The organism is Actinocrispum wychmicini (assembly GCF_004345645.1).
Classification (GTDB): Bacteria; Actinomycetota; Actinomycetes; order Mycobacteriales; family Pseudonocardiaceae; genus Kibdelosporangium; species Kibdelosporangium wychmicini.
Genome location: NZ_SLWS01000015.1, coordinates 204,418 through 227,698, shown reverse-complemented (window position 1 = coordinate 227,698; position 23,281 = coordinate 204,418). Strand labels below are relative to the sequence as shown.

The following is a 23,281-nucleotide window of genomic DNA, read 5'->3' as shown; positions in this document are numbered from 1 at the left end:
CAAGAGCTGGGAACGGCAGAGTTGTCCCCCTGCGATTGGTAAGGGGAGGTTCACTGTGCGTCGATCTATCGCCTTGTTCACCTCACTCGCCGTCACGGCCGGAGTGTTCGTCTCGGGGGCCGACGCGGTCGCCGCGCCGGGCAAGGTGCCCGAGGCGATCGGCTTCGGCGGTGCCGTGGCGAGCATCGACCAGGACGCCACGGCCATCGGCATCTCAGTGCTGCGACGCGGCGGCAACGCCGTGGACGCCGCTGTGGCCACCGCGGCAGCCTTGGGCGTGACGGACCCGTTCTCCGACGGTATCGGTGGCGGCGGGTTCTTCGTGTTCTACGACGCCCGCACCGGCAAGGTGCACACCATCGACGGCCGCGAGACCACTCCGGCGGCGGCGGACAGCTCGCTGTTCCTGGAGAACGGCCAGCCGATCCCGTTCGCCGAGGGTGTCACCAGCGGTCTCGGTGTCGGCGTGCCAGGGACGCCCATGACGTGGAAGCGCGCGGTGCAGTTGTGGGGCCGGAACTCGCTCAAGGACGACATGCGGCCCGCCGAGCAGCTCGCCCGCCGTGGCTTCGTCGTCGACCAGACGTTCCACGACCAGGTCGCCAACAACGCCGCCCGGTTCGGCGCGTTCCCGTCAACCAAGTCGCTGTACCTGCCGGGCGGCCAGCCGCCCGCGCCGGGCACCCGGTTCCGCAACCCGGACATCGCCGACACGTACCACGAGCTGGCCGAAACCGACATGCGGGCGCTGTACGACGGCCGGATCGGCCGGGACGTCGTGCAGACCGTCCAGCATCCGCCGAAGGATCCAGCGTCCACGCTCAACGTCCGGTCCGGCAAGATGACCACCGGCGACCTGGCCGCCTACCAGGCACTCCTGCGTGCCCCGGCGAAGACCTCCTACCGAGGCCTGGACGTCTACGGCATGGCACCGCCGTCCTCCAGTGAGACGACCATCGGCGAAGCGCTCAACATCCTGGAGAACACCAACCTCGGCAAGCTGTCGTCAACGGACTACCTGCACTACTTCCTGGAGTCCACCCGGATCGCGTTCGCCGACCGCAACCGCTGGGTCGGCGACCCGGACCAGGTCGACGTGCCGACCCAGCAGTTGCTGTCGCAGAAGTTCGCCGACTCACGGGCCTGCCTGATCAGCCCGGCCAAGGCCCTGACCAGCCCGGTCCCGCCCGGCGACCCGCGCAACCCCAAGCCGTGCGGCACCACCGGCCCCGGCGTGACGGCCCAGCAGGAAGGCACGAACACCACTCACCTGACCGTGGCGGACGGGTGGGGCAACGTGGTGGCCTACACGTTGACCATCGAACAGGAGGGCGGCAGCGGGATCGTCGTCCCCGGTCGCGGGTTCCTGCTGAACAACGAACTCACCGACTTCAACTTCGCGCCGCTGTTCCCGGGGGTGCCCGACCCGAACCTGCCCGCCGCCGGCAAGCGGCCGCGGTCGTCGATGGCACCGACGATCGTGTTGCGTAACGGCAAGTTCTTCTTCGCCGCCGGCTCCCCGGGCGGCGCGTCGATCATCACCACCACCCTGCAGATCATTCTGGGCCGGATCGACCGCGGACTGTCCTTGGAGCAGGCCATCGCCGCACCTCGCGCGTCCCAACGCAACAGCGCGCAGGCCCAGGTGGAACAGGCGTTCCTGGATCAGCCCGAAACGGCGGCGCTCATTGCCAGGGGCCAGGGATTCAGCAACGCCCCGGCCGAGATCGGCGCGGCGACGGGAGTGGAACGACGACCGGACGGGCGCTGGATCGCGGCCGTCGAACCGGTGAGACGAGGCGCGGGATCAGCGGCGGTGGTGTGGCCGTTCCGCTGGTAGGTGACCCGACAACGTCGCCGGCCCGGCGAGTTCCGGCTGGGTTTCGGCGTACACCTGGCGTTGTGGCTGGCCCTGGCCGTCGCGGTGGCCTGGGCCAGCGGCCTGCTCCTCACGTGGCTGCTGGGGCCGGCGACCGGGCCGGACCGGTTCGACCTGGTCAAGATCGCGCTGACGATCGCGGCCGGGGTCGGCGGGGTGGTGGCGTTGGTCGTCGCGTTCCGCAAGCAGCACCTGAGTGAGGCCGAGCACGTCCGCCAGGAAGCCGCCGCCCAGCGCGAACAGACGAAGCTCTTCAACGAGCGCTTCGGCAAAGCCGCGGAGCTGCTGAGTTCCGACAAGTCGGCGTCGCGGCTCGCCGGCGTGTACGCGATGGCCGGGCTCGCCGACGACTGGATCGACGGGCAGCAGCGGTGCATCGACGTGCTCTGCGCGTACCTGAGGATGACGAGTTCCAAGGACTTCGAGGAGCGCGTGGTCCGGCACACGGTCATCCGCGTGGTCGCGGCCCACCTGCAGCGGGACGCCTCGCCGTCCTGGCAGGGCAGGGACTTCGCCTTCGTCCGGGCCGAGATCGACGGCGGCACGTTCAACGGTGTCGTCCTGGACGAAGGCACGACCATGCTGTTCGACAACGCCAACTTCAACGGTGACGTGCGGTTCAACCGCGCGAAGTTCGCGGGCGGCCGGGTGAGCTTCCGCGGGGCGACCGTCCATGGTGGCAGGCTCGACTTCGCGGGCGCGACGGTCCGCGGGTCCGGCATCGACATGTCCTCGATGACGGTCGGCGGCGGGGTGGTCTCCTTCGACGCGGTCGACTTCACGACCGGACACGTCGACCTGGGCTACACGTCGTTCGTTGGCGGTGACGTCACGTTCCACGGTGCGAGGTTCGTCGGTGCCACAGTGTGGTTCCGGGGCGCCAGGTTCGACGGTGGCCGGGTCGACATAGGCGACCCGGCCGCCTACGACGTGCCGCCGGACTTCGACAGCTGGCCGGACGGCCAACCGCCCGGACTGACGCTGCCTACAGGCGTTCGATGACGGTCGCGTTGGCCAGACCGCCCGCCTCGCACATGGTTTGCAGGCCGTAACGTCCGCCGGTCTGCTCAAGCACCGACACCAGGGTGGTCATCAGCCGTGCGCCGGACGCGCCCAGCGGGTGGCCGATCGCGGTGGCGCCGCCGTTCACGTTCACCTTGGCCTCCTCGGCGCCGGTCTCCTGCTGCCAGGCCAGCACGACACTGGTGAACGCCTCGTTGACCTCGAAGGCGTCGATGTCGCCGAGGGTCAGGCCGGCCCGGCCGAGCACCTTCGCGGTGGCCGGGATGACGCCGGTCAGCATGAACAGCGGGTCGTCGCCGACGACAGCGAAGCTGTGCAGCCGCGCCCGCGGTTTGAGGCCGAGTTTCCGGGCGGTCTCGCTGCTGGTGATCAGCACTGCGGCGGCGCCGTCGTTGACCGGCGACGAGTTGCCGGCCGTCACGTGCCAGCCGATCTCCGGGAACCGCGTGGCCCAGTGGTCGGCGTAGAAGGCGGGCTTCAGGCCGGCGAGAACGTCCACAGTGGTCGACGGGCGGACGGACTCGTCCTGCGCCAACTCCTTGAGCGGAGCCACATCGCGGGCGAACCGACCGTCGGCCCACGCGGCGGCGGCCCGCTGGTGGCTGGTGGTCGCGAACTCGTCCAGCTGGGTCCGGGTGAGTCCCCACTTGGCCGCGATCAGTTCCGCGCTGATTCCTTGCGGCACAAGGCCTTCCGGGTACAGGTCGGCGACTTTCGGGCCGAGGAAGTCATGGCCGGCGGCCTGGCTGCCGATCGGGATCCGGCTCATCGACTCGACCCCCGAGGCGATGACGACGTCGTACGCGCCGGACATCACGCCCTGCGCGGCGAAGTGGACGGCCTGCTGGCTGCTGCCGCACTGGCGGTCCACGGTCACCGCGGGCACCGACTCGGGCAGCCCGGCCGCGAGCGCGGCCCACCGGGCGGTGTTGCCGCTCTGCTCGCCGATCTGCCCGACCGCGCCGGAGATGACGTCGTCGACGAGTGCCGGGTCGATGCCGGTGCGGTCGATCAGGGCCCGGATGGCGTGCGCGTGCAGGTCCACCGGATGGACGCCGGCCAGCGCGCCGGTTGCCTTGCCCTTGCCGACCGGGGTGCGGACCGCGTCGACGATCACCGCGTCGTTCATGACCAGCCTCCTTGCTGACTTGCTTGAAGCAAGGTTACTTCGAGTATGCTTCTCTGAAGCAAGTCAATGTGAGGAGCGTCCCGATGTCGTTGCGCCAGGACTGGTCGACGCACCCGTGCCCGATCGCCCGCTCACTTGACGTGGTCGGCGACCCGTGGGTCATGCTGATCCTGCGGGAGGCGTTGTTCGGCGAACGCAGGTTCGAGCGATTCCGCCACCGCCTCCAGGTCGCCGACAACGTGCTGAGCCGCCGCCTGAACCAGATGGTGGACGCCGGGTTGCTGCGCCGCGAGTCGTACCGCGGCAAGCAACGGACGCACGACGAGTACGTGATCACCGAGGCGGGCGCGGACCTGCTGCCTGTGCTCGACGCTTTGGCCCAATGGGGCGAGAAGCACACGCAGACGCCACCCGCGCACTCCCGGATGTCGATCATGCACGGCGACCACCGCACCGCCAGCCCGGCCACCTGCACCACCTGCGGCGCCGCACTGACCGCCGCCGACCGGTCTTACCAGCGGGAATGGATCCCCGCGGCGGCTGGCCGCCCCTGATGAACGCGGGCCTGGTCAGGTGGGGGTGGCGGCGGTTTCGTAGAATGGACCGTCGTGACCATCCAACCGATCAGGCTGTTCGGGGATCCGGTGCTGCGCACCCGTGCCGACGAGGTCGTCGACTTCGACAAGGAGCTCAAGGTCCTGGTCCAGGACCTGTGGGACACGATGGAGTCCGAGGGTGGCGCCGGGCTGGCCGCGCCGCAGCTCGGGGTCGGCCTGCGGGTGTTCACGTATCACTGTGACGGGTTCGCCGGGCACCTGATCAACCCGACCTGGACCGCCCTCGACGACGAGTGCCAGGACGGCGAGGAGGGCTGCCTCTCGATCCCGGGCTTCCGCTGGGAGACGAGGCGGATGCGCAACGTCGTGGCCACGGGATGGGACGCGCACGGCGAGCCGGTCGAGATCCAGGGCACGGACCTGCTGGCCCGCTGCATCCAGCACGAGACCGACCACCTGGACGGCGTGCTGTTCCTGGACCGCCTTGACCAGGAGACGCGCAAGCAGGCGATGAAGGAGATCCGGCAGGCGCCCTGGTTCGACGGGACCGTGCCGACCGTCAAACAGAACCCGCACGCGCTGTTCGGGGGCCTGTAGAGCATGCGCCTGGTCTTCGCCGGCACGCCGGCACCCGCTGTTCCCACGCTCAAGGCGCTCATCGAAGCCGAGCGGCATGAGGTGGTCGCGGTCGTGACGCGCCCGGACGCGCCGGCTGGCCGCGGCCGGCACGTGGTGCGGTCTCCCGTCGGCGCGTTGGCGGACGAACACGGGATCGAGGTGCTCACCCCGCAGCGGGTCAAGGAACCGGAGTTCCTGGACCGGCTGCGTGACCTGCGGCCGGACTGTTGCCCGGTGGTCGCGTACGGCGCGTTGCTGCCGCAGGTGGTCCTGGACGTCCCCACCCACGGATGGGTCAACTTGCACTTCTCGGTGTTGCCGGCGTGGCGGGGTGCCGCGCCGGTGCAGGCCGCCGTCCGGGCCGGCGACGAGATCACCGGGGCGAGCACGTTCCGGATCGTCAAGGAACTCGACGCGGGACCGGTGTTCGGTGTGCTGACCGAGCCGATCCGGGCCACCGACACCGCCGGGGAACTGCTCGACCGGCTCGCGCTGGCCGGCGCCGAGCTGATGGTGTCCACCTTGGACGGTATCGAGGACGGTACGCTTCAGGCGATCGAGCAGCGTGCGGCCGAAGGGATCAGCTACGCGTCGAAGATCACGGTCGAGGACGCGCACGTCGACTTCACGGTGCCCGGAATCGCCGTCGACCGGCTCGTCCGGGCGGTCACGCCGGAACCGGGCGCGTGGGCGGAGTTCCGCGGCGAACGGCTGAAGTTGGGTCCGGTGAGCGTGGCCGAGGCGGACTCCCTCGCACCCGGCGAGGTGTGTGTGGAACGCAAACGCGTGCTCGTCGGGACCGCGACGCAGCCCGTTCGGCTCGGTGACGTGCAGGCGCAAGGGAAGAAACGGATGGCGGCGACCGACTGGGCCCGTGGCGTCCGCGTCGAGCAAGGGGAACGACTCTCGTGACACACCGCCCTTCCCGCCCCCGCCAGGCGCATCCGCCGCGTCGCCGCGAACCGTCCGCGCCGCGCCCGCCCGCCGAGGACCCAGCCCGTCGCGCCGCCCTGGACACGTTGAGGGCCGTAAGCGACCGGGACGCGTACGCGAACCTCGTGCTGCCCGGTATGTTGCGTGAGCGCCGGATCGTCGGCCGGGACGCGGCGTTGGCCACCGAGCTCACGTACGGCACGTGCCGCGCGCAGGGCCTGCTGGACCAGGTGATCGCCGCGTGCTCCGACCGGCCACTGTCCCAGATCGACAAAGCACTGCTCGACGTGCTCCGGCTCGGCGCGTACCAGTTGCTGCGCACCAGGATCCCACCGCACGCCGCCGTTTCGTCCACAGTGGACCTGGCACGCGCGGACGTCGGCTCGCGGCTGGCCGGGTTCGCCAACGCCGTGCTGCGCAAGGTCGGCGAGCTGACCGAGGACGAGTGGGTGGCGAAACTCGCGCCGAACCGGGACGAGGACCCGATCGGCTACCTCGCGACCGCGACCGCGCATCCCCGCTGGATCGCGCGGGCGTTCGCGGACTCGTTGGGCGACAAGGGAAGCAAGCTCCAAGCGGCGCTGGAGGCGGACGACGAGCGGCCGGCCGTGCACCTGGTGGCGCGGCCCGGCGACATCACCGCCGAGGAACTCGCCGCCATCACAGGCGGCGACGTCGCCCCGTACTCGCCGTACGGCGTGCGGCTCGACGCGGGCGCCGGCGACCCCGCCCACATGGATCCGGTGCGGGAACGGTTCGCCGCCGTCCAGGACGAGGGCAGCCAGCTCTGCGCGGTCGCCCTCACCCGGCCCGTGCTGACCGGCACGGACGAGAAATGGCTGGACCTGTGCGCCGGCCCCGGCGGGAAGGCCACGTTGTTGGGCGCGCTGGCCGGCCTGCAGGGCGGGTCCGTGGACGCCGTCGAGAAGGCGCCGCATCGCGCCCGGCTGATCGAGCAGGCCACCGAGGGACTGCCGGTGTACGTCCATGTCACCGACGGCCGCGAGACCGGCTTCGAACCCGAGTCGTTCGACCGGATCCTGGTCGACGCGCCCTGTACCGGCCTTGGCGCGTTGCGCCGCCGGCCCGAGGCCCGGTGGCGGCGCCAGCCATCCGACGTCGGCGACCTGACCAAGCTCCAGCGGGAACTGCTGACGGCCGCGCTGGACCTGGCTCGCCCCGGCGGCGTGGTCGCGTACGTCGTGTGTTCGCCGCACCTGTCGGAGACCATCGGCGTGGTGGGCGATGTGATCCGCCGGGCCAAGGTCGAGCAGATCGACGCGCGGGAGTTCTTCCCCGGCGTGCCCGACCTCGGTCCCGGTCCGGACGTCCAACTCTGGCCGCACCTGCACGGCACCGACGCGATGTACTGCGCACTGCTCAGGAAGTAGCGGTCAGAACGAGACGCGGTTCGTGGTGTCCGCGCGCAGCACGGACTCCTGGTGGAACTCCTTCTTGTACTCCGTGCGGATCTCCTCGATGTCCTTGGTGGCGTGCCGGTTGCTCAGGGGGTACAGCAGGATCAGCACGTACGAGTCCTCCTTGCCGCCCTTCCACTGGCCGTGCGCGTTCAGCCAGGTGAGGCCGTCCGGGAACGCCGGGGTGACCTCCTTGTCCAGGAACAGTTCGAACTCGGCCGGGGTGACCGCGGTGCCGTCCGGCTTGCCGGAGCCGAAGTACAGTTCCGTGCGCCGGTAGGTGTCGCCGATCGAGAGGTCGGTGGGGGTGGCGGGGGCGGCGACTCCGGCTCCGGTGAGTCCCAGCAGCAGAGCGGCGACCAGGCCCGCGACAGCGGTACGTCGAGTAGTCATGAGGGCATTCAACCGGTCGTCTAGACTCGGCGCCCCTTCACAAGTACATCTGGGGAGAACGAGATGCCGTTGTTCGGCGCGGGGGCGTTCAGCCTGATCGTCCTGGCCTTGTGGATCTTCTGTCTGGTCGACGTGTTCACGTCGGTCGAGGGCACCACCCGGAACCTGCCGAAGATCGGCTGGATCTTCGTGGTGCTGTTCCTGCCGTTGGTCGGGTCGATCCTGTGGCTGGTCGCCGGCCGGCCGGACAGCGGCTACCGGGAGCCGCCGTCCCGCAGCCGGTACCCGGAGTACGACCGGCCGGGCCGGTTCGCGGCGACCAACCCGGACGACGATGAGGACTTCCTGCGCCAGTGCCGGGAGCGGGCCGAGGAACAGCGCAGGCAGGCCAAGCTGAACCAGCGTGAACAGGACGAGTCATAGCCACCCTGGGTCTGGTGGTCTCCGCCTGCTACGGCGTCGACCGGCGGCTGTGCGCGGAGATCGCCGGTCCGGCGGCTGAGCGGGGTTGGCGGCTGGCCGTCACGGTGACACCGACCGCTGAGCGTTGGCTGCGGGCATCGGGCGAGTTCGAGCGCTTGACGGCGCTCACCGACTTGCCGGTGCGCAGCGAGCCACGGCTGCCGGGTGAGCCACGGCCGCATCCGGACCCCGGGCACTTCCTGTTCGTGCCGGCCAGCGCGAACTCGGTGGCCAAACTAGCGCTTGGTCTCGCCGACAACCAGGCGCTCACCGTGCTCTGCGAAGCCGTCGGCGGACCGCCGCAGGTGGTCGTCTGCCCGCAGCTGTCAGCCGAGCAGATTCGGCATCCGGCCTGGTCAGGGCACTTGCGGACGCTTCGGGGCGCCGACGTGCGGATCGAGCCGCTGGCGCCCGACCAACCGTGGACAAGTGTGCTCGATGCCCTAGATACGAGTACCGTCGGAGAACCATAGACTTCCTATGTGCCTGTAGAACCCATGATCGCCCCGAGCATCCTGTCCGCCGACTTCGCCCATCTGGCCGACGAGCTCGACGCCGTCATCGGGGCCGACTGGGTGCACGTGGACGTGATGGACGCGCACTTCGTCCCCAACCTGACCTTGGGACTCCCCGTGGTTGAGGCGTTGCTCAGGGTGACCGACATCCCGGTCGACTGCCACCTGATGATCGACGACCCGGACCGGTGGGCGGTCGGGTACGCCGAGGCGGGCGCGTACAACGTCACCGTGCACGCGGAGGCCGCCAAGGACCCGGTGGCGATCGCCAGAGACCTGCGGGCGGCCGGGGCCAAGGCGGGCCTGTCGGTCAAGCCGGGCACCCCGCTGGAGCCGTGGGTGGACGTGCTCAAGCACTACGACACGTTGCTCGTGATGTCGGTCGAACCCGGCTTCGGCGGCCAGTCGTTCATCCCGGACGTGCTGGCCAAGGTCCGGACCGCCCGGCACCTGGTGGACACCGGGCACCTGCGGCTGCTGGTGGAGATCGACGGCGGCATCAACAACGACACGATCGAGCTGGCCGCCGAGGCCGGCGTGGACTGTTTCGTCGCGGGGTCCGCGGTCTACGGCGCGGACGACCCCGCGAAGGCGGTCGCGGCGCTGCGTGACCGCGCGGCCCGCGGACAGGGAGGGGAATAGATGTTCACGGGGATTGTCGAGGAACGCGGCGAGATCGTCGCGGTCGAGCCGCTGCCGGACGCGATGCGGCTGACCGTGGCCGGTCCGCTGGTCACCCAGGACGCCAAACACGGCGACTCGATCGCGGTCAACGGCGTGTGCCTGACCGTGGTGGACGTGTCCGCGGGCGCGTTCACCGTCGACGTCGTGCACGAGACGCTGCTGCGGTCCAGCCTGGCGAAGGCGCACGCGGGCGACCAGGTCAACCTGGAGCGGGCGATGGCGTTGGGGGACCGGCTGGGCGGCCACATCGTGCAGGGGCACGTGGACGGCACGGCGGTGTTCCGGTCCAGGGACGAGGCCGGGCTGACCACGTTCGAACTGCCGAAGGAGTTGGCGCGCTACATCGTGGAGAAGGGTTCGATCGCGGTCGACGGCATCTCGCTGACGGTCGCCGCGGTCGACGACGAGACGTTCTCCATCGCGTTGATCCCGACCACGCTCGAGGTGACCACGCTCGGCCGGCGGCAGCCGGGGGACGTGGTGAACATCGAGGTGGATGTGCTGGCGAAGTACGTCGAGCGGCTGGTCATCAAGGAGGTCCCCGGTGAATGAGATCGAGCGGGCGATCGCCGACATCGCGGCGGGCCGCCCGGTGGTCGTGGTGGACGACGAGGACCGGGAGAACGAGGGCGACCTGATCTTCGCGGCCGAGAAGGCCACGCCCGAGCTGCTCGCGTTCATGGTCCGTTACACGTCCGGGTACATCTGCGTGCCGTTGACCGAGCAGGACTGCGAGCGTCTGGACCTGCCGCCGATGTTCCACACCAACCAGGACCGGCGCGGCACCGCGTACACGGTCACGGTCGACGCGGCGAGCGGCGTGTCCACGGGCATCTCCGCCGCGGACCGCGCGCACACCATCCGGCTGCTCGCCGACCCGGACTCCAAGCCGACCGACTTCACCCGCCCAGGGCACGTGGTTCCGTTGCGTGCCAAGGAAGGCGGCGTGCTGCGCCGGCCGGGGCACACCGAGGCCGCGATCGACCTGGCGGTGATGGCCGGGCTGCGGCCGGCGGGGGTGCTGTGCGAGATCGTGTCCCAGAAGGACGAAGGGGACATGGCGCGGCGGGACGAGCTGGAGGTGTTCGCCGCCGAGCACGACCTGGCGCTGATCTCCATCGCCGAGATGATCAAGTACCGGCGGCGCAACGAGAAGCAGGTGGCGCGGGTCGCCGAGGCCCGGATCCCGACCGCGCACGGCACGTTCCGCGCGGTCGGCTACGACAGCCTGCTGGACGGGATCGAGCACGTCGCCCTGGTGTACGGCGAGATCGGCGACGGCAAGGAGGTCCTGGTCCGGGTGCACTCGGAATGCCTGACCGGTGACGTGTTCGGCTCGCTGCGCTGCGACTGCGGACCGCAGCTCGACGCGGCCCTGGAGGCGGTGGCGTCCGAGGGACGCGGGATCGTGCTGTACATGCGCGGCCATGAGGGCCGGGGAATCGGCTTGATGCACAAGCTTCAGGCGTACCAACTGCAGGACGCGGGCGCGGACACCGTGGACGCCAACCTGGCCCTCGGTGTGCCGGCCGACGCGCGGGACTACGGTATGGGCGCGCAGATCCTGTCGGACCTCGGTGTGCAGACCATGCGGTTGTTGACGAACAACCCGGCGAAGCGGATCGGCCTGGAGGGTTACGGCCTGACCGTGGTCGACCGGGTGCCGTTGTCGGTGTGGCCGAACCCGGAGAACCTGCGGTATCTGCGCACGAAACGGGATCGGATGGGCCACGAGCTGGGCGACCTGGACCAGTTCGGCGGTGAGGAGGCGCAGTGAGCGGCGAGGGCAGGCCGGACGCGACCGCGCCGGAGTGCGACGGTATCCGGCTGGCGGTGGTGGCCACCAAGTGGCACGGCAAGATCACCGACAACCTGGTGGAACGCGCGCTGGTCGCGGCCAAGCAGGCCAGGGTCGAGGATCCGACGGTGGTGCGGGTGTCCGGCGCGATCGAGCTGCCCGTCGTCTGCCAGGAGCTCGCCAAACACCATGACGCCGTGGTCGCCCTCGGCGTCGTGGTCCGCGGCGGCACCCCGCATTTCGAGTACGTGTGCGACGCGGTGACCGCGGGCCTGACTCGGGTGTCGCTGGACGAGTGCACCCCGGTGGGCAACGGCGTGCTGACCGTGAACACCGAGGAGCAGGCCCTTGACCGCGCCGGCTTCCCGGACTCGGCGGAGGACAAGGGGTTCGAGGCGTGCGTGGCGGCCCTGGAGGCGGCGTTGGTGTTGCGCGGCCTGCGTCAGCCGTGGACGGAACGGGGATTCGAGTGAGCCAGCAGGTGTTCCAGTGCCGGCCGTTCAAGGTTCGGTTCGTCGCGATCGGGTTGGCGGTCGTGTTCGTCGTGGTGTTCACGCTCGTGGCGATCCTGCTGCGCAGCGAATGGACGGGCGCGTACTTCCAGGCGTCCGACCAGTACGCGATGATCGGCATCGGCTTGGTCCTCGCCGGGGCCGCACTGCTGTTGGTCCGTCCCCGCGTGCGCGCTGACATCGAGTGCGTCGAGGTACGCAATGTCCTTGGCGCGCGGCGGTTCTCGTGGGGCGAGGTCGAGCACGTCAGCTTCCCGGACGGCGCCGCCTGGGCCCGCCTTGAGCTGCCGGACGACGAGTACGTGACGATCCTGGCTATCCCGGCCGTCGACGGCACCCGGTCGGTGGCGGCGATTCGGGAGCTGCGGCGGTTGAAGGCGCAGTCGGCCGCCGAGACGCACCAGGCCGGTTAGTCCTCGTCGGAGCGGGCGCCGGTCAGGGTCATCACGTCGAGCGTGCCGGCGATCACCGCTTCGGAGACCACGCTGATGAACTGGTTGTGGTTACGCGAGTAACGCCGGAGCGTCGCGAACGCGTCCTCCATGTCGACGCCCAGCCGCTCGGCGAGCACCCCTTTCGCCTGTTCGATCAGGATCCTGGCGTGCAGTGCCTGCTGGAGCTGTTCGGCCAGCAGTTCGTTGCGGCTGATGACCCGCGCCTGCAGGAGGCCGATGGTGGCCACGTCCGCCATCGCCTGGGCCACCCGGATCGTTCCTTCACCTAGGTCGCCGAGCCGGGTGGAGAACAGGTTCAGCGCTCCGACCGTCTGCGTGCGCAGCCGCATCGGCAGCGCGTGCACCGACCGGAAGCCAGCTGCCACGGCGGTCGACGCGAACTCGGGCCATCGTGACTCGGTCTCAAGGTCGGCGATGGTGACCGGGACACTGGTGAGGTAGGACGCCATGCAGGGTCCCCCTCGGTGTTGCAGCTCGAACAACTCCACCAGCCTGGCCTGTTCGCTGGACGCGCCGACCACCTGCAGTTCACCGTGGTGGTCGGCCAGCAGGATGCCGGCGGCGTCGACGTTCAAGGTGTCGACGCACCGATCCGCCAGCAGTCGCATGAACTCGGCCGGGTCGAAGTCCGCGACGAGCGTGTCGGCCAGCCGTACGAAGGTCTCCGCCAGGTTCTCCAGTGACATGCCCACCTCTTCAGTCATGGCGTGCCGTCCAGGACTCGCACTGTCAACCACATTCTCATGTCGGATCGGGTTCCGGGTTCAGCCGCAGCCGCCGGGTCACCACGTCCCGGGCCACGTCGGCGATCGTTCGTTCGTGGGCGAACGCGTACGCGCGCAGCCGCATCATCGCCTCCTCCATGGGCACGCCCAGTTGTGCGGAGATCATCCCGGCGGCCTGGTGGACCTCGGTCCGGCTGAGCGGAAATCCGTCGGTCGGCCGCCCGCCCGGAGGATGGTGGGTCGGGCGGAGCTCGCCCAGCAGCTGCGACAGGATGAGGTCGGCGACCACCAGCGCGTCCGCGACCTGGCCGGAGGTCAGCGGGCCGGGGGTGGACCGGTGGGCCGCGAGCGTCCCCAGCCGGATGGCTCCGCTGCGGAGCGGGAACGCGAACACCGCCCGCACTCCGGCGGTGACCGCCACCGCGGTGAACATCGGCCACCGCCGACGGCCCGACCCGGAGTCCAGGTCGGAGACCAGTACCGGCATGGCGGAGCGGAACGCGTCCACACCGGGCCCCTCGCCCATGGTGAACTGGGTGTCCTCGATGAGCGCGCTGATCTTGTTCGTGGCGTACTGCGTCTCGCCCTGTCCCGAGCCGTTCATGAGGGACAGCCCCGCGCCGTCGACGTCGAGCAGAGCGACGCACGCCTCGCAGGCGGTCCCGCTGGAGACCACGGTGTGGTTGGCGGCAGCGAGGTCGGCGAGGTAGGCGAGGACGCGAACCAACCGATCATCGCTCACGCACACCGCCTCGGCCGGAAACGACCAGTCTACTTGCGCGTCACTCAGCGTTCCGGACGCGGGGCCCACTCGACCCGACAGGTGTTTCGGGCGCGCGGCGGGAGATCAGCTGTTCCTGGAGAACCTGGAGCGCCCGCGCCTGGGCGGTGGTCACCGCGTCGGGGGTGGATCCCAGCACCGCCGCGGTCTCCTCGACCGACAGGTGGGCCACGAGCCGCAGCCGGAGAACCTCCCGCTGGGTGGTGGAGAGCAGGGCGAGCAGCCGGGCCACCTGATCGGACCTGGAATAACTGGTGCTCATGGTCGGCCTTCCTGCGTAGCGGTCTCGCGGTCGGAGTGGTTTCGTCGTCATGGGGTGGTCGCCGCGTTGAACGAGTCGATTCGCACCGCGAGCTCCCGGGCACCGCTGTGCGCATGGTGTTCCTCGGCCCGCTGCCGCAGTGGACGCATGCGGTCACGGACTCGCGTGGACGTGAGGCTCTCGGCCGAGGCCAGTGCCCGGAAGCCGACGTCGACACCATCGTCGACATCGCCACTGAGCAGGTGGTTCTCCGCCAGCATGAGGAGACCGAACGTCAGGCTGCGGGCCATGTCGCGGCCGTAGCGGTCGGTCGCCTCGGTCAGCGCCGGGATAGCGCGGTCGGTGTGCCGCGGGTCCACCTCACCGGCCAAAGTGGTGTGCACGGCACCCGTCATCGCCAGCATCTCGGTCTCGGTGAAGAACCTCGCCCAGTCCGGCGGGTCGCGGTGGTCGGCTGCCCCGAACTGGTCGGTCGCGCGTTCCATCAGCAGGCGGGCCGGATCGGCGGCACCTGTCTTGGCGTGCGCCCACGCCTGGTTCATCGACAGGATGCTGGCCGTCAGCTCGCCACCGGGCCGGTCCGCGGCGAGTTGGCCGAAGTCGAAGTACTCCAGCGCCTGTGCCGGGTCGCCGTGGTGCAGGCACACGCGACCCAGGCGGTAGAAGACGTTGGCGACCAGGTCGTCGTCATGGGACTGCCCGGCCAGCGCCAGAGCCTGGCTGAAGTGCGCCTGGGCGCGTGCCGGCAGGCCGATGTCGAAGTACACCCAGCCGGTGAGGTTGTGCACGTCGGCCACAGCCAGGTGGAGACGGCCCCGCGTCGCCTCCGTGCCGGCGAGGCCCAACATGTGGTGGGCGTCGTGGATCAGCGTGGGCAGTTCGGGAAAGCTGGAGCCGCCGCCGCTGCGGTAGTCGATGGCGCGCTGCGCACGGGTTCGTGCTTCCAGGCGGTCAACGTCGGAGTCGCCGATCCGGTGATGTCGCTGACCGAGGGAGTCCATGGCGTAGCTCCTGAAGCCACGAAGAGTCTGGACACCGCCGGGGTCAGGAGCGGGATGAACATGCCGCCGTCGGATTCGACGGCGACAGTGTCAGACCTTACCGGGGCTCTCTGGCCGACCCCTGCCGCCGAATGGGGGGTTCGCCGTTCGGCGTAGTGGACATTTTCGTCCACAGTGGACTCGGCGGTGTCCGGGTTGCCCTCGGGGTGATCTCCGGGGTGTCACGGATGGCACGAGTGCGCCACCGTAGCAGGCTTTCCGGCATGAAAACCCGCCATTTCAAGGGAATACCCCGCGCTGCCGGTCTGGTCTGCGGGATTGTGTTGCTGGCGACCACCTTCGCGACCTCGGCATCGGCCACTACCGTGCCGCCGCTGAATCCGGCCGCGCTGCGGGCGGCCATTGCCGGGCTGCCCAACGACGAGGCCAGCGGTGCGCTGGTCCAGGTACGCGGCTCGGCCGGCACGTGGGTGGGCACCTCGGGTGTCGCCGACATCCTCACCGGTCGGCCGGTGCCGGCGAACGGCCGCTTCCGGATTGGCAGCATGACCAAGACGTTCACCGCGACAGCCGTGCTGCAACTGGCCGCCCGGGGCCGGATCGACCTGAACCGCACAGTGCGGAGCTACCTGCCCGACCTGCTGCCCGCCGGGTACGCGCCGGTCACCATCCGCCAGCTGCTCAACTACACCGCCGGGATCCCCGGGATCAGGATCGACCACAAGGACCCGACCTGGTTCCTCGCCCACCGGTTCGACACCTGGACCCCGCGGCAGCTGATCGACCTGGCCACGGCCGGCCAGCCGATGACGTTCGCCCCGGGCACCAAGCAGGACTACGACAACATCCCCTACCTGGTGCTCGGCATGGTCATCGAGAAGGTGACCGGCTGCCCGTACGGCACGGCGATCCGCGACGGGATCATCGAGCCCCTGCACCTGTCCGCCACCTCTGTGCCGGGCACGGACGTCAAGATCCACGGGCCGCACGCGCACGGGTACGAGGCCGTCACCGTCGACGGGCACACCGACTACGTCGACATCACCGAGGCCAACCCCACGTTCCAGTGGGCGGCGGCGGAGATGATCTCCAACGCGCCCGACCTCGACCGGTTCCTCACCGCGCTGGTGTCCGGCCGGCTGCTGCCGCCGGCGCAGACCGCCGAACTCTTCGCCATCCCGAACGTCCCGGACTACGACGGTGACAACGACCCGGGCAACGACGTGCCGGCGCACATCGGTGGCGGGCTCGCCCGGATGACCGTCGGCCAGGTCGTGTTCTGGGGCAAGACCGGCGACCGGCCCGGCTATGCCAGCGGCATGGGCACCACTCTCGACCTGTCCCGCCGCCTGGTCTACTCGGTGAACACCCTGCACATGGGTGGGGACCTGCCGAAGGTCGCCCAGCGCGTCATCAGGGCCGCTGCCTAGCTCAGGAGGTCGCCGATCAGCTTGACCATCGCGCTCGGGTCCTCCACGTGCGCGTTGTGGCCGAGGCCGGGCAACACAGTGGCATTCGCGTCGACTTCCTTGACCTGTTCCGGGCTGCACATCTGGTCGTGTTCGCCCACCGCGAGCAGGGTTTCCGCCTGGCTGGCGGCGAGCAGGCCAGGGACGTCCGGGCGGCCGACCGCGAACGTGCGCGGGTCGAACGCCAACTTCCAGCCGTCAGGTGTCTCGGTCAGGCCGGCGTCCACGCGTGGGTCGTCCGGGTCCACCAGGCCGCCGAGGCCGGAGACCTTCAGGTACCGCTCGGCGGCCTCGGACCGCAGGAAGTAGAGCTTGTTGGCGCGTTCCGCGTACGCCTTGGCGCCGGACAGTTCCGCCGCGGACCAGGCCACCTTGATGCCCAGGCCGCAGGCGCGGTCGACCGAGCCGCCGAACCAGCCGCTGGCCAGCGCCAGGCCGAGCACCCCGCCGAGGGAGTGACCGAGCACGACCACGTGCTCCTCGCCGTCGATCAGGGGTGCCAGCGCGGCGGCGAAGTGGCCGAACGTGTAGCGGTCCAGCGGGTCGGACAGGCCATGGCCGGGCAGGTCCGGGGTGATCCACCGGCAGGGGCCGTCCGCGAGCTGGTCGTGGACGCCCTGCCAGACGTCGCCGGTCGCGCCCAACCCGTGCAGCAGCAACACGACCGCGTCGCCCGTGCCGCCGCTCTGCACTCGAAGCCGTTCTCCCATCCGACGAATTTTGCCGGACCGCCCAGGTGCGCGGCTAGGGAGGTCGGGTTCACACCCGGGGGAACCAGTTGGTCGCGACCTCGGGCAGCTCCGGCTTCCAGCCGGTGGCCTCGGTCAGTTTGGTCGACACCACCCGCTGTGACCTGGCCAGGATCTTCAGGAAACCGATCTTGAACGGGACCGTCCTGGCCTTCTTGCCGCCGGCCGCGGTCGCCACCACCGCACCGAAGTCACGCTTGCGCACCGGGGTGGCGCCCACGTTGTACACGCCGCTGGGCGCGGACAGCGCGGCGGCGATGGCAGTGCCCACGTCGGCCGGGTGGATGGGGGTGATCCAGCCGTCCTTGTTGCCGAAGTACGACGGGCCGCGGCCCTTGGCGCCCTTGAGGATCCAGCGGGTCAACGGGTCGTCGCCGTGCACGTTGGCGATCCGCAGCCGGACCGCGATCCGGCCCTCCCCGGCGAACCCCTCCACGGCCTGGTGCGCCGCCACGGCCGCGGCCGGCGGCCCGACCGGGTTCAACGCGGCGTTCTCGGCCAGTTCGGCGTCGCCGCCGTCGGCGTACGCGAGAACAGTGCCCTCCTGCACCAGGATCCCGACGTCCGCGGCCTTCGCGGCGGCGACCAGCGCCTTGCTGCCCTCGGTCCGGATCCGGCCGTTCTCGACCCAGCTGGACGAACGGATCAGCTTGCCGCCCACCGGGATCCGGGTCGCCAGGTTGATCACCGCGTCGTGCCCGTGCAGCGCGTCGGTGAGCGACTGCACGTCGAACAGGTCGGCCACGACCGGTGTGATGCCTTGCTTGGCGATCACGGCGGCGCGTTCGTCGTTCCGCGCCAGGCCGGTGACCTGGTGTCCGTCGGCGAGCAGCGGGCCCAACGCGGCGCTGCCCAACACCCCAGTCGACCCGATCAGCAGTACTCGCACCGCAGTCACACCCCTTCGGAGAGTTTGCCCTCATGGTGGTGACCGCGTTCCCCTACCTGACACCCCAGCCGACCCCGGGTCAGCCGGCGCCGAGGTCGGACCGGAACGACTTGAGCGGGTTCTCGGTGTGCGACGGGTTGTCGCGCAGCTGGCCGACGCGGTCCTGCCGGAGCACTTCGTCCGACGGCGCCCGGCCGACCAGTTCGGGGACGAGCTCGAAGATGCCCGCCAGCCAGTCCCGGCAGGCTTTGACCGCCTCGGCGGGGGCGATCAGGTCGACGTACGTCTGCGCGCTGCGGACCGCGTCCTGCAGCTCGAAAATCGCCTGCGCCCGGTGCGGGTCGTCGATCCGCAGGACCTTGTCCGGGTCGCTGTCGATCGCGTCGGCGATGGCCGTCCGCCAGCGGTGGATCGCCTCCAGATATCGGTAGTACGTCTGCACGCGGTACAGAAACGGGTCCGCACTGTCGAACGTCATGCCACAGGGTTCCTAACCTTCATGCGGAAACGACAGGAGCATCTCGTCGGCGAAAACCTCCATGCGACCCCGGCCGTTGCGTTTCGCCTGGTACAACGCCACGTCCGCGCGCCGCATCAGATCCGCCGGGTCGGGCATCCCCGGCGTGCTCAGCGCGATCCCGATGCTGGCGTTGACCCGCAGCTGCCGGCCGGCGATCGGCATCGGCTCGCCCAGGGTCCGCAGGATCCGTTCGGCCACCCTGGCCGCGTCGGCCGTGGTCGCCACAGCGTAAAGGAGCACGGCGAACTCGTCGCCGCCCAACCGGGCGGCCACGTCGGTGGCGCGCAGCTGGGACTTCAGCCGGCCGGCGGTGATCGTCAACAGGTCGTCGCCGGCCGCGTGGCCGAGCGTGTCGTTCACGGCCTTGAACCGGTCCAGGTCGATGAACAGCAGCGCGACCCGCCTGGTCTCGCGCTCGGCCTCGCCCAAGCGCTTGGTCAACTGGTCCAGGAACAGGCCGCGGGACGCCAACCCGGTCAGGGAGTCGTGGAACGCCTGGTACATCCGGTCGACGGTGTTCGCGTCGGTCAACGCCAGGCTGACGTGTTCGGCGAACGCCCGCAGGGTCTGCACGTCCGCCGCGGTGTACGTCCGGGTCTGGCGGTGCGCGCCGACCATGAGGCTGCCGGTGACCGTGCCGCTGTCGTGCACCGGCGCCGCCATCGACGCGCAGAGCCGGCCGTCGGTCAGTTCGGCGATCAGCGTGGACGTCTCGCCGTAGCCGTGCAGGACGACGACGTCGTCGGTGAGCATCGCCTGGCCGGCGGCGCCGGCCTCGACGAGCGGGATGACCGGGCGGCGGCGGGCGACCTCGGTGCGCAGGCCGACGTGCGCGACCAGCCTGGCCTCGTCGCCCTCGGGTTCCCGCAGCCACAGTCCGACGATCTCGTCGCCGAGCAGGTCCTGGGCGGCGCCGGTGATCATGTCCAGGATCTGCGCGAGCGGCCGGCGCCGGGAGATCGCGCGCTGGATGTCGAACAGGTGCTCCACCAACCGTTGCCGCTGCTGTAACGACTTCAGCAGCTCAGCGTTCTCGGCCGCGTGCCGTTCGCTGCGTTGCAACGCGCGGAGCATGGTCAGCGTCAGCTCAAGTAATCGAGCCATCCCACGGACCAGGCTCCGCTCCTGGACCGTGAACGTCGCACCCCGGCGAGCCAGGACGAGGCTCCCGGGACGAGCGCCGCCCCACCGCGCCGAGACCGTCGCGCACGGGCCGACACCCGGAACGTCCAGTGTGTTCAACTCATGGCGGGTGACCGCGACGACGTCGACCGCCGGCACCCGGCCACGCGGGAACCCGACGCAGGCCGCCACGCGCTCGCCGAACACGACCGCGGCCACCTCCGCCTCCAACGCCTGGGCCGCCCGTTCGGCCGCGCCGCGGATCGCCGACTCCTCGTCCGGGTACGACGACACCACGGCCAGCAGCTCGAGCAGCTGCTGGCCCTGGATCCACCCGTCCTCGTCGGTCATCAGGTGACAGCCAACACCGCGAGGGTCCGGTTGTGGAAGCCGTCGATGCCGAAAGGTTGGTATGTCTTCAAGACCGGCCGACCAGGGGGTCACCTTCATCTCTGCGGGGGACCGCCCTGGCCGGTGCCCATCTGGGCGCGGTCCATGACCGAGTCGGCGGTCGCGTTGTCCCCGTTGGGTGTGGCCACGACAGTGACGGTGTCGCCGGTCTTCACGTCCGACTTCGAGCCGTCCCGGCCGAACGTCGTGCTGGTGCTGAACGTGTAGACCTTCGTGTATCCGTCGGCGCTCTTGGCCGTCAGCGAGGTGTCGGTGAGGGCGGTGACCTCGCCGGTCTGCATGATCGCGGTCTTGTAGCCGCCGTTGCCGTCCGAGATGGTGAACGTGCCGTGCAACGCGTCCATCATGCCGCCGCCTGGCCCGCCGCGCATCCCGCCGGGGCCGCCGCCGTCCATCCCGGGCTGCGCGGAGGCGCCCGCGGACCCGCTGGCCGCGTAGACGGCGACACCGCCCGCGGCGGCCACCCCGACGGCGATCGCGACGGCCGCCGTGGTCTTCTTCCCGGACCAACGTTTACGCGGAGGTTGCTGCCCGCCCCAGGTGATCTCCTGGTCGGCGGGAGGAGTCGTGTCAGTCATGCCCACCACGGTCGACGCCGTCGCTGTGTGTCCGCTGTGCGGCTGATGGGTCCACGCTATGAGCCGCTCGACGGGTGCGACGGACGCACAGCTGGTACACAGGAACCGCTCAGCGAGCGCACATCAACACCACCGACCATCGAGGCATGCGCGTGAACGCCCAGCGTCCGGACCTCCGCCGACCGGACGGCCAGCCCGTCCGGGTGCTCGTCGTGGACGACGAGCCGACCCTGGCCGAGTTGGTGACGCTCGCCGTGCGGTACGAGGGCTGGGAGGCCCGAGCTGTGCACGACGGCGCCACCGCGGTCCGGACCGCGCGGGAGTTCCGGCCGGACGTCGTGGTGCTCGACATCATGCTGCCCGACTTCGACGGCCTGGAGGTCCTGCGCAAGATCCGCGCCGAGACCCCCAGGCTGGCGGTGCTGTTCCTGACCGCGAAGGACGCGATGGAGGACAAGCTCGCCGGCCTGACCGCGGGCGGCGACGACTACGTGACCAAGCCGTTCAGCGTGGAGGAGGTCGTGTTGCGGCTGCGGGCCCTGCTGCGCCGGTCCGGGGTGGCCGAGTCCGGTGCCGGAGCGTCCATTGTGGTCGGTGACCTGGTGCTGGACGAGGACGCCCGCGAGGTCACCCGGGCCGGCACGGAGATCCAGCTGACCGCGACCGAGTTCGAGCTGCTGCGGTTCCTGATGCGCAACCCGCGCCGCGTGCTCAGCAAGACCCAGATCCTCGACCGGGTGTGGAACTACGACTTCGGCGGCGCGGCCAACATCGTCGAGCTGTACATTTCGTACCTGCGCAAGAAGATCGACACCGGCCGGGAGCCGATGATCCACACCATGCGGGGCGCCGGCTATGTCCTCAAACCAGCGGGGTAGGCGCCGGACCCTCTCCGCGCGCCTGATCGCCGGGCAGCTCGGCCTGCTCGCCGTGGTGTGCCTGGTGATCGGCGTGGCCACCCTGTTCGCCGTCCGTACGCTCCTGGTCGACAAGCTCGACGCGCAGCTCACCGGGGCGAGCGACCGCGCGAAGACGGTCGACCGCGACGGCCCGCCGGGCAACGGCCCTCGCGGCTCGGCGGGGAATTTCCCGCCCGACGGCGGTCCTGCGGGCAACGGCTGCCGTGCCGGCGGCGACGTCCCTCCTGGGCTGGCCGCGCCCGGTCTGCCGCCCGGCACGGTCATCGCGTTGATCTGCCACCAGACCGGAGCCGTCATGGCCGGCCGGCTGCAGCTGGGGACCGCCGCCCAGGAGCCGCTGACCGAGTCGGCGCACACCACCTTGCGCGGGATCCCCGTCGACGAACGCCCGCACAACGTCGACCTCGGTCCGGGCCTGGGGGAGTACCGGCTGATGTCGGTGGTGACGTCCAAGGGCGACACCATGGTCACCGGCCTGCAGTTCGATCCGGTCACCTCCACGCTGGTGACCATCGGGTCGATCCTCGGCGGGGTGTCCCTGGTCGGCCTGGTGATCACCGGGCTCGCCGGCGTCGTCATCATCCGTCGGACCCTGCGGCCGCTCAACCGGGTGGCGGCGACCGCGAGCCGGGTCGCCGAGCTGCCCCTGGACAAGGGCGAGGCCGCGTTGTCGGTGCGGGTGCCCGAGCCGGACACCGACCCACGGACCGAGGTGGGCAAGGTCGGGGCCGCGTTCAACCGGATGCTCGGCCACATCGGCAACGCGTTGGCCGCCCGGCACGCCAGCGAGACCCGAGTCCGGCAGTTCGTCGCCGACGCCAGCCACGAGCTGCGGACGCCGCTGGCGGCCATCCGCGGTTACGCCGAACTCGCCGAACGTTACCGGGACGACGTGCCGCCCGAGGTCGCGCACGCGATCGGCCGGGTGGAGTCCGAGGCCGTCCGGATGACGAGCCTGGTGGCGGACCTGCTGTTGCTGGCCCGGCTGGACGCGGGCCGGCCGGTGGAGCACGCCGCCGTGGAGATCTCCCAGCTGGTGGTGGACGCGGTCAGCGACGCCCGGGTGGCCGGGCCGGACCACGGCTGGCAGCTCGACCTGCCCGCCGAACCGCTCACCGTCGTAGGGGACGGGCCAAGGCTGCACCAGGTGCTGGCCAACCTGCTGGCGAACGCCCGGACGCACACCCCGCCGGGCACCACCGTGGTGACCAGTCTGTCCACAGTGGATGATGGGGTGGCGTTGGCGGTCACCGACAACGGTCCAGGGGTCCCGGCGGACCTGCGGGACGAGGTGTTCGAGCGGTTCGCCCGGGGCGACAGCTCACGATCCCGCGCGGCCGGCAGCACCGGCCTCGGCCTGGCCATCGTCGCCGCCGTCGTGCACGCGCACAACGGCACGGTCACCCTGGACAGCAAGCCGGGGGAGACCCGGTTCACGGTCCGCCTGCCCGCGGACCCATAGTCGGACACAGCCGGCA

Annotated in this window: 27 protein-coding genes; 16 read left to right on the top strand and 11 right to left on the bottom strand. The window is 70.4% G+C overall.

Going from position 1 to position 23,281, the window contains the following annotated elements; genetic code table 11:
* Positions 1–55 precede the first annotated feature (55 nt).
* Together ggt and EV192_RS47370 are read left to right on the top strand one after the other, a co-directional pair.
* The gene (ggt, locus tag EV192_RS47375) at positions 56–1,840 is read left to right on the top strand and encodes a gamma-glutamyltransferase (protein ID WP_132125339.1); all 1,785 of its coding nucleotides are present in this window, start codon (positions 56–58) and stop codon (positions 1,838–1,840) included.
* Entirely contained in the window at positions 1,841–2,881 is a 1,041-nt protein-coding gene (locus EV192_RS47370) for a pentapeptide repeat-containing protein (protein ID WP_132125338.1), read from the top strand.
* Here EV192_RS47370 and EV192_RS47365 read toward each other — a convergent pair.
* Positions 2,865–4,031 carry a thiolase family protein gene (locus EV192_RS47365; protein ID WP_132125337.1) on the bottom strand — a complete coding sequence of 389 codons (1,167 nt, stop codon included), beginning with the start codon at positions 4,029–4,031 and terminating at the stop codon, positions 2,865–2,867. The two genes, EV192_RS47370 and EV192_RS47365, sit on opposite strands and share 17 nt — an antisense overlap.
* Before the next feature lie 83 nt (positions 4,032–4,114).
* Between EV192_RS47365 and EV192_RS47360 the strand changes: the two genes are divergently transcribed.
* The 4 genes from EV192_RS47360 to EV192_RS47345 are packed head-to-tail and all read left to right on the top strand — an operon-like array spanning position 4,115 to position 7,530.
* Positions 4,115–4,585 (top strand): winged helix-turn-helix transcriptional regulator, encoded by a 471-nt coding sequence (locus tag EV192_RS47360; RefSeq protein ID WP_132125336.1) that lies wholly within the window; start codon positions 4,115–4,117, stop codon positions 4,583–4,585.
* A 54-nt stretch (positions 4,586–4,639) separates the two neighbouring features.
* The gene (def, locus tag EV192_RS47355) at positions 4,640–5,185 is read left to right on the top strand and encodes a peptide deformylase (RefSeq protein ID WP_132125335.1); all 546 of its coding nucleotides are present in this window, start codon (positions 4,640–4,642) and stop codon (positions 5,183–5,185) included.
* A gap of 3 nt (positions 5,186–5,188) precedes the next feature.
* Entirely contained in the window at positions 5,189–6,118 is a 930-nt protein-coding gene (gene fmt, locus EV192_RS47350) for a methionyl-tRNA formyltransferase (protein ID WP_132125334.1), read from the top strand.
* On the top strand, positions 6,115–7,530 hold the full coding sequence (locus tag EV192_RS47345) for an RsmB/NOP family class I SAM-dependent RNA methyltransferase (RefSeq protein ID WP_132125333.1): 1,416 nt from the start codon (positions 6,115–6,117) through the stop codon (positions 7,528–7,530). Before fmt ends, EV192_RS47345 begins: the two co-directional genes overlap by 4 nt.
* 3 nt (positions 7,531–7,533) lie before the next feature.
* Here the strand turns inward: EV192_RS47345 and EV192_RS47340 are convergent, their stop codons facing one another.
* Entirely contained in the window at positions 7,534–7,950 is a 417-nt protein-coding gene (locus EV192_RS47340; RefSeq protein WP_132125332.1) for a DUF3574 domain-containing protein, read from the bottom strand.
* 63 nt (positions 7,951–8,013) lie between these two features.
* Between EV192_RS47340 and EV192_RS47335 the strand changes: the two genes are divergently transcribed.
* The 7 genes from EV192_RS47335 to EV192_RS47305 are packed head-to-tail and all read left to right on the top strand — an operon-like array spanning position 8,014 to position 12,334.
* On the top strand, positions 8,014–8,373 hold the full coding sequence (locus tag EV192_RS47335) for a PLD nuclease N-terminal domain-containing protein (protein WP_132125331.1): 360 nt from the start codon (positions 8,014–8,016) through the stop codon (positions 8,371–8,373).
* Complete coding sequence (locus EV192_RS47330) at positions 8,370–8,885, top strand: flavoprotein (protein WP_132125330.1); 516 nt, start codon at positions 8,370–8,372, stop codon at positions 8,883–8,885. The genes EV192_RS47335 and EV192_RS47330 overlap by 4 nt, the downstream gene beginning before the upstream one ends.
* Before the next feature lie 24 nt (positions 8,886–8,909).
* Entirely contained in the window at positions 8,910–9,569 is a 660-nt protein-coding gene (gene rpe, locus EV192_RS47325) for a ribulose-phosphate 3-epimerase (RefSeq protein ID WP_132125370.1), read from the top strand.
* Entirely contained in the window at positions 9,570–10,163 is a 594-nt protein-coding gene (locus tag EV192_RS47320; RefSeq protein WP_132125329.1) for a riboflavin synthase, read from the top strand.
* Positions 10,156–11,388 carry a bifunctional 3,4-dihydroxy-2-butanone-4-phosphate synthase/GTP cyclohydrolase II gene (locus tag EV192_RS47315; RefSeq protein ID WP_243727530.1) on the top strand — a complete coding sequence of 411 codons (1,233 nt, stop codon included), beginning with the start codon at positions 10,156–10,158 and terminating at the stop codon, positions 11,386–11,388. The genes EV192_RS47320 and EV192_RS47315 overlap by 8 nt, the downstream gene beginning before the upstream one ends.
* On the top strand, positions 11,385–11,882 hold the full coding sequence (gene ribH, locus EV192_RS47310) for a 6,7-dimethyl-8-ribityllumazine synthase (protein ID WP_132125327.1): 498 nt from the start codon (positions 11,385–11,387) through the stop codon (positions 11,880–11,882). The genes EV192_RS47315 and ribH overlap by 4 nt, the downstream gene beginning before the upstream one ends.
* Positions 11,879–12,334 (top strand): PH domain-containing protein, encoded by a 456-nt coding sequence (locus EV192_RS47305; RefSeq protein WP_132125326.1) that lies wholly within the window; start codon positions 11,879–11,881, stop codon positions 12,332–12,334. Before ribH ends, EV192_RS47305 begins: the two co-directional genes overlap by 4 nt.
* Here the strand turns inward: EV192_RS47305 and EV192_RS47300 are convergent.
* Genes EV192_RS47300 through EV192_RS47285 form a run of 4 tightly spaced genes read right to left on the bottom strand, consistent with a single transcriptional unit; the run spans position 12,331 to position 15,145 of the window.
* The gene (locus tag EV192_RS47300; protein ID WP_243727529.1) at positions 12,331–13,080 is read right to left on the bottom strand and encodes a GAF and ANTAR domain-containing protein; all 750 of its coding nucleotides are present in this window, start codon (positions 13,078–13,080) and stop codon (positions 12,331–12,333) included. The genes EV192_RS47305 and EV192_RS47300 overlap by 4 nt on opposite strands.
* Before the next feature lie 37 nt (positions 13,081–13,117).
* Positions 13,118–13,843 carry a GAF and ANTAR domain-containing protein gene (locus EV192_RS47295; RefSeq protein WP_132125325.1) on the bottom strand — a complete coding sequence of 242 codons (726 nt, stop codon included), beginning with the start codon at positions 13,841–13,843 and terminating at the stop codon, positions 13,118–13,120.
* A 40-nt stretch (positions 13,844–13,883) separates the two neighbouring features.
* Positions 13,884–14,144, bottom strand: coding sequence for a sigma factor-like helix-turn-helix DNA-binding protein (locus EV192_RS47290; protein WP_207926827.1), 261 nt, complete (start codon positions 14,142–14,144; stop codon positions 13,884–13,886).
* A 47-nt stretch (positions 14,145–14,191) separates the two neighbouring features.
* On the bottom strand, positions 14,192–15,145 hold the full coding sequence (locus tag EV192_RS47285) for a tetratricopeptide repeat protein (protein WP_132125323.1): 954 nt from the start codon (positions 15,143–15,145) through the stop codon (positions 14,192–14,194).
* Positions 15,146–15,408: 263 nt separating this feature from the next.
* Here EV192_RS47285 and EV192_RS47280 point away from each other — a divergent pair, with 263 nt between their 5' ends.
* The gene (locus EV192_RS47280) at positions 15,409–16,575 is read left to right on the top strand and encodes a serine hydrolase domain-containing protein (protein WP_207926825.1); all 1,167 of its coding nucleotides are present in this window, start codon (positions 15,409–15,411) and stop codon (positions 16,573–16,575) included.
* Here the strand turns inward: EV192_RS47280 and EV192_RS47275 are convergent.
* The 5 genes from EV192_RS47275 to EV192_RS47255 all read right to left on the bottom strand — a co-directional run bounded on the left by EV192_RS47275 (position 16,572) and on the right by EV192_RS47255 (position 20,883).
* A complete protein-coding gene (locus EV192_RS47275; protein WP_132125321.1) occupies positions 16,572–17,324 on the bottom strand; it encodes an alpha/beta fold hydrolase in 753 nt (250 codons plus the stop codon). The two genes, EV192_RS47280 and EV192_RS47275, sit on opposite strands and share 4 nt — an antisense overlap.
* Before the next feature lie 49 nt (positions 17,325–17,373).
* Positions 17,374–18,252 carry an NAD-dependent epimerase/dehydratase family protein gene (locus EV192_RS47270; protein ID WP_132125320.1) on the bottom strand — a complete coding sequence of 293 codons (879 nt, stop codon included), beginning with the start codon at positions 18,250–18,252 and terminating at the stop codon, positions 17,374–17,376.
* 79 nt (positions 18,253–18,331) lie between these two features.
* Complete coding sequence (locus tag EV192_RS47265) at positions 18,332–18,730, bottom strand: hypothetical protein (protein WP_132125319.1); 399 nt, start codon at positions 18,728–18,730, stop codon at positions 18,332–18,334.
* Positions 18,731–18,742: 12 nt separating this feature from the next.
* Complete coding sequence (locus EV192_RS47260) at positions 18,743–20,245, bottom strand: sensor domain-containing diguanylate cyclase (protein WP_132125318.1); 1,503 nt, start codon at positions 20,243–20,245, stop codon at positions 18,743–18,745.
* A gap of 95 nt (positions 20,246–20,340) precedes the next feature.
* On the bottom strand, positions 20,341–20,883 hold the full coding sequence (locus EV192_RS47255) for a hypothetical protein (RefSeq protein ID WP_132125317.1): 543 nt from the start codon (positions 20,881–20,883) through the stop codon (positions 20,341–20,343).
* A gap of 146 nt (positions 20,884–21,029) precedes the next feature.
* On the opposite strand from EV192_RS47255, the gene EV192_RS47250 reads away from it, so the two are divergent.
* Both EV192_RS47250 and EV192_RS47245 read left to right on the top strand, forming a co-directional pair.
* Positions 21,030–21,761: a response regulator transcription factor gene (locus EV192_RS47250; RefSeq protein WP_132125316.1), complete on the top strand. Its 732-nt coding sequence runs from the start codon at positions 21,030–21,032 to the stop codon at positions 21,759–21,761.
* Positions 21,739–23,265 (top strand): sensor histidine kinase, encoded by a 1,527-nt coding sequence (locus EV192_RS47245; protein ID WP_132125315.1) that lies wholly within the window; start codon positions 21,739–21,741, stop codon positions 23,263–23,265. The genes EV192_RS47250 and EV192_RS47245 overlap by 23 nt, the downstream gene beginning before the upstream one ends.
* Positions 23,266–23,281: the final 16 nt, after the last annotated feature.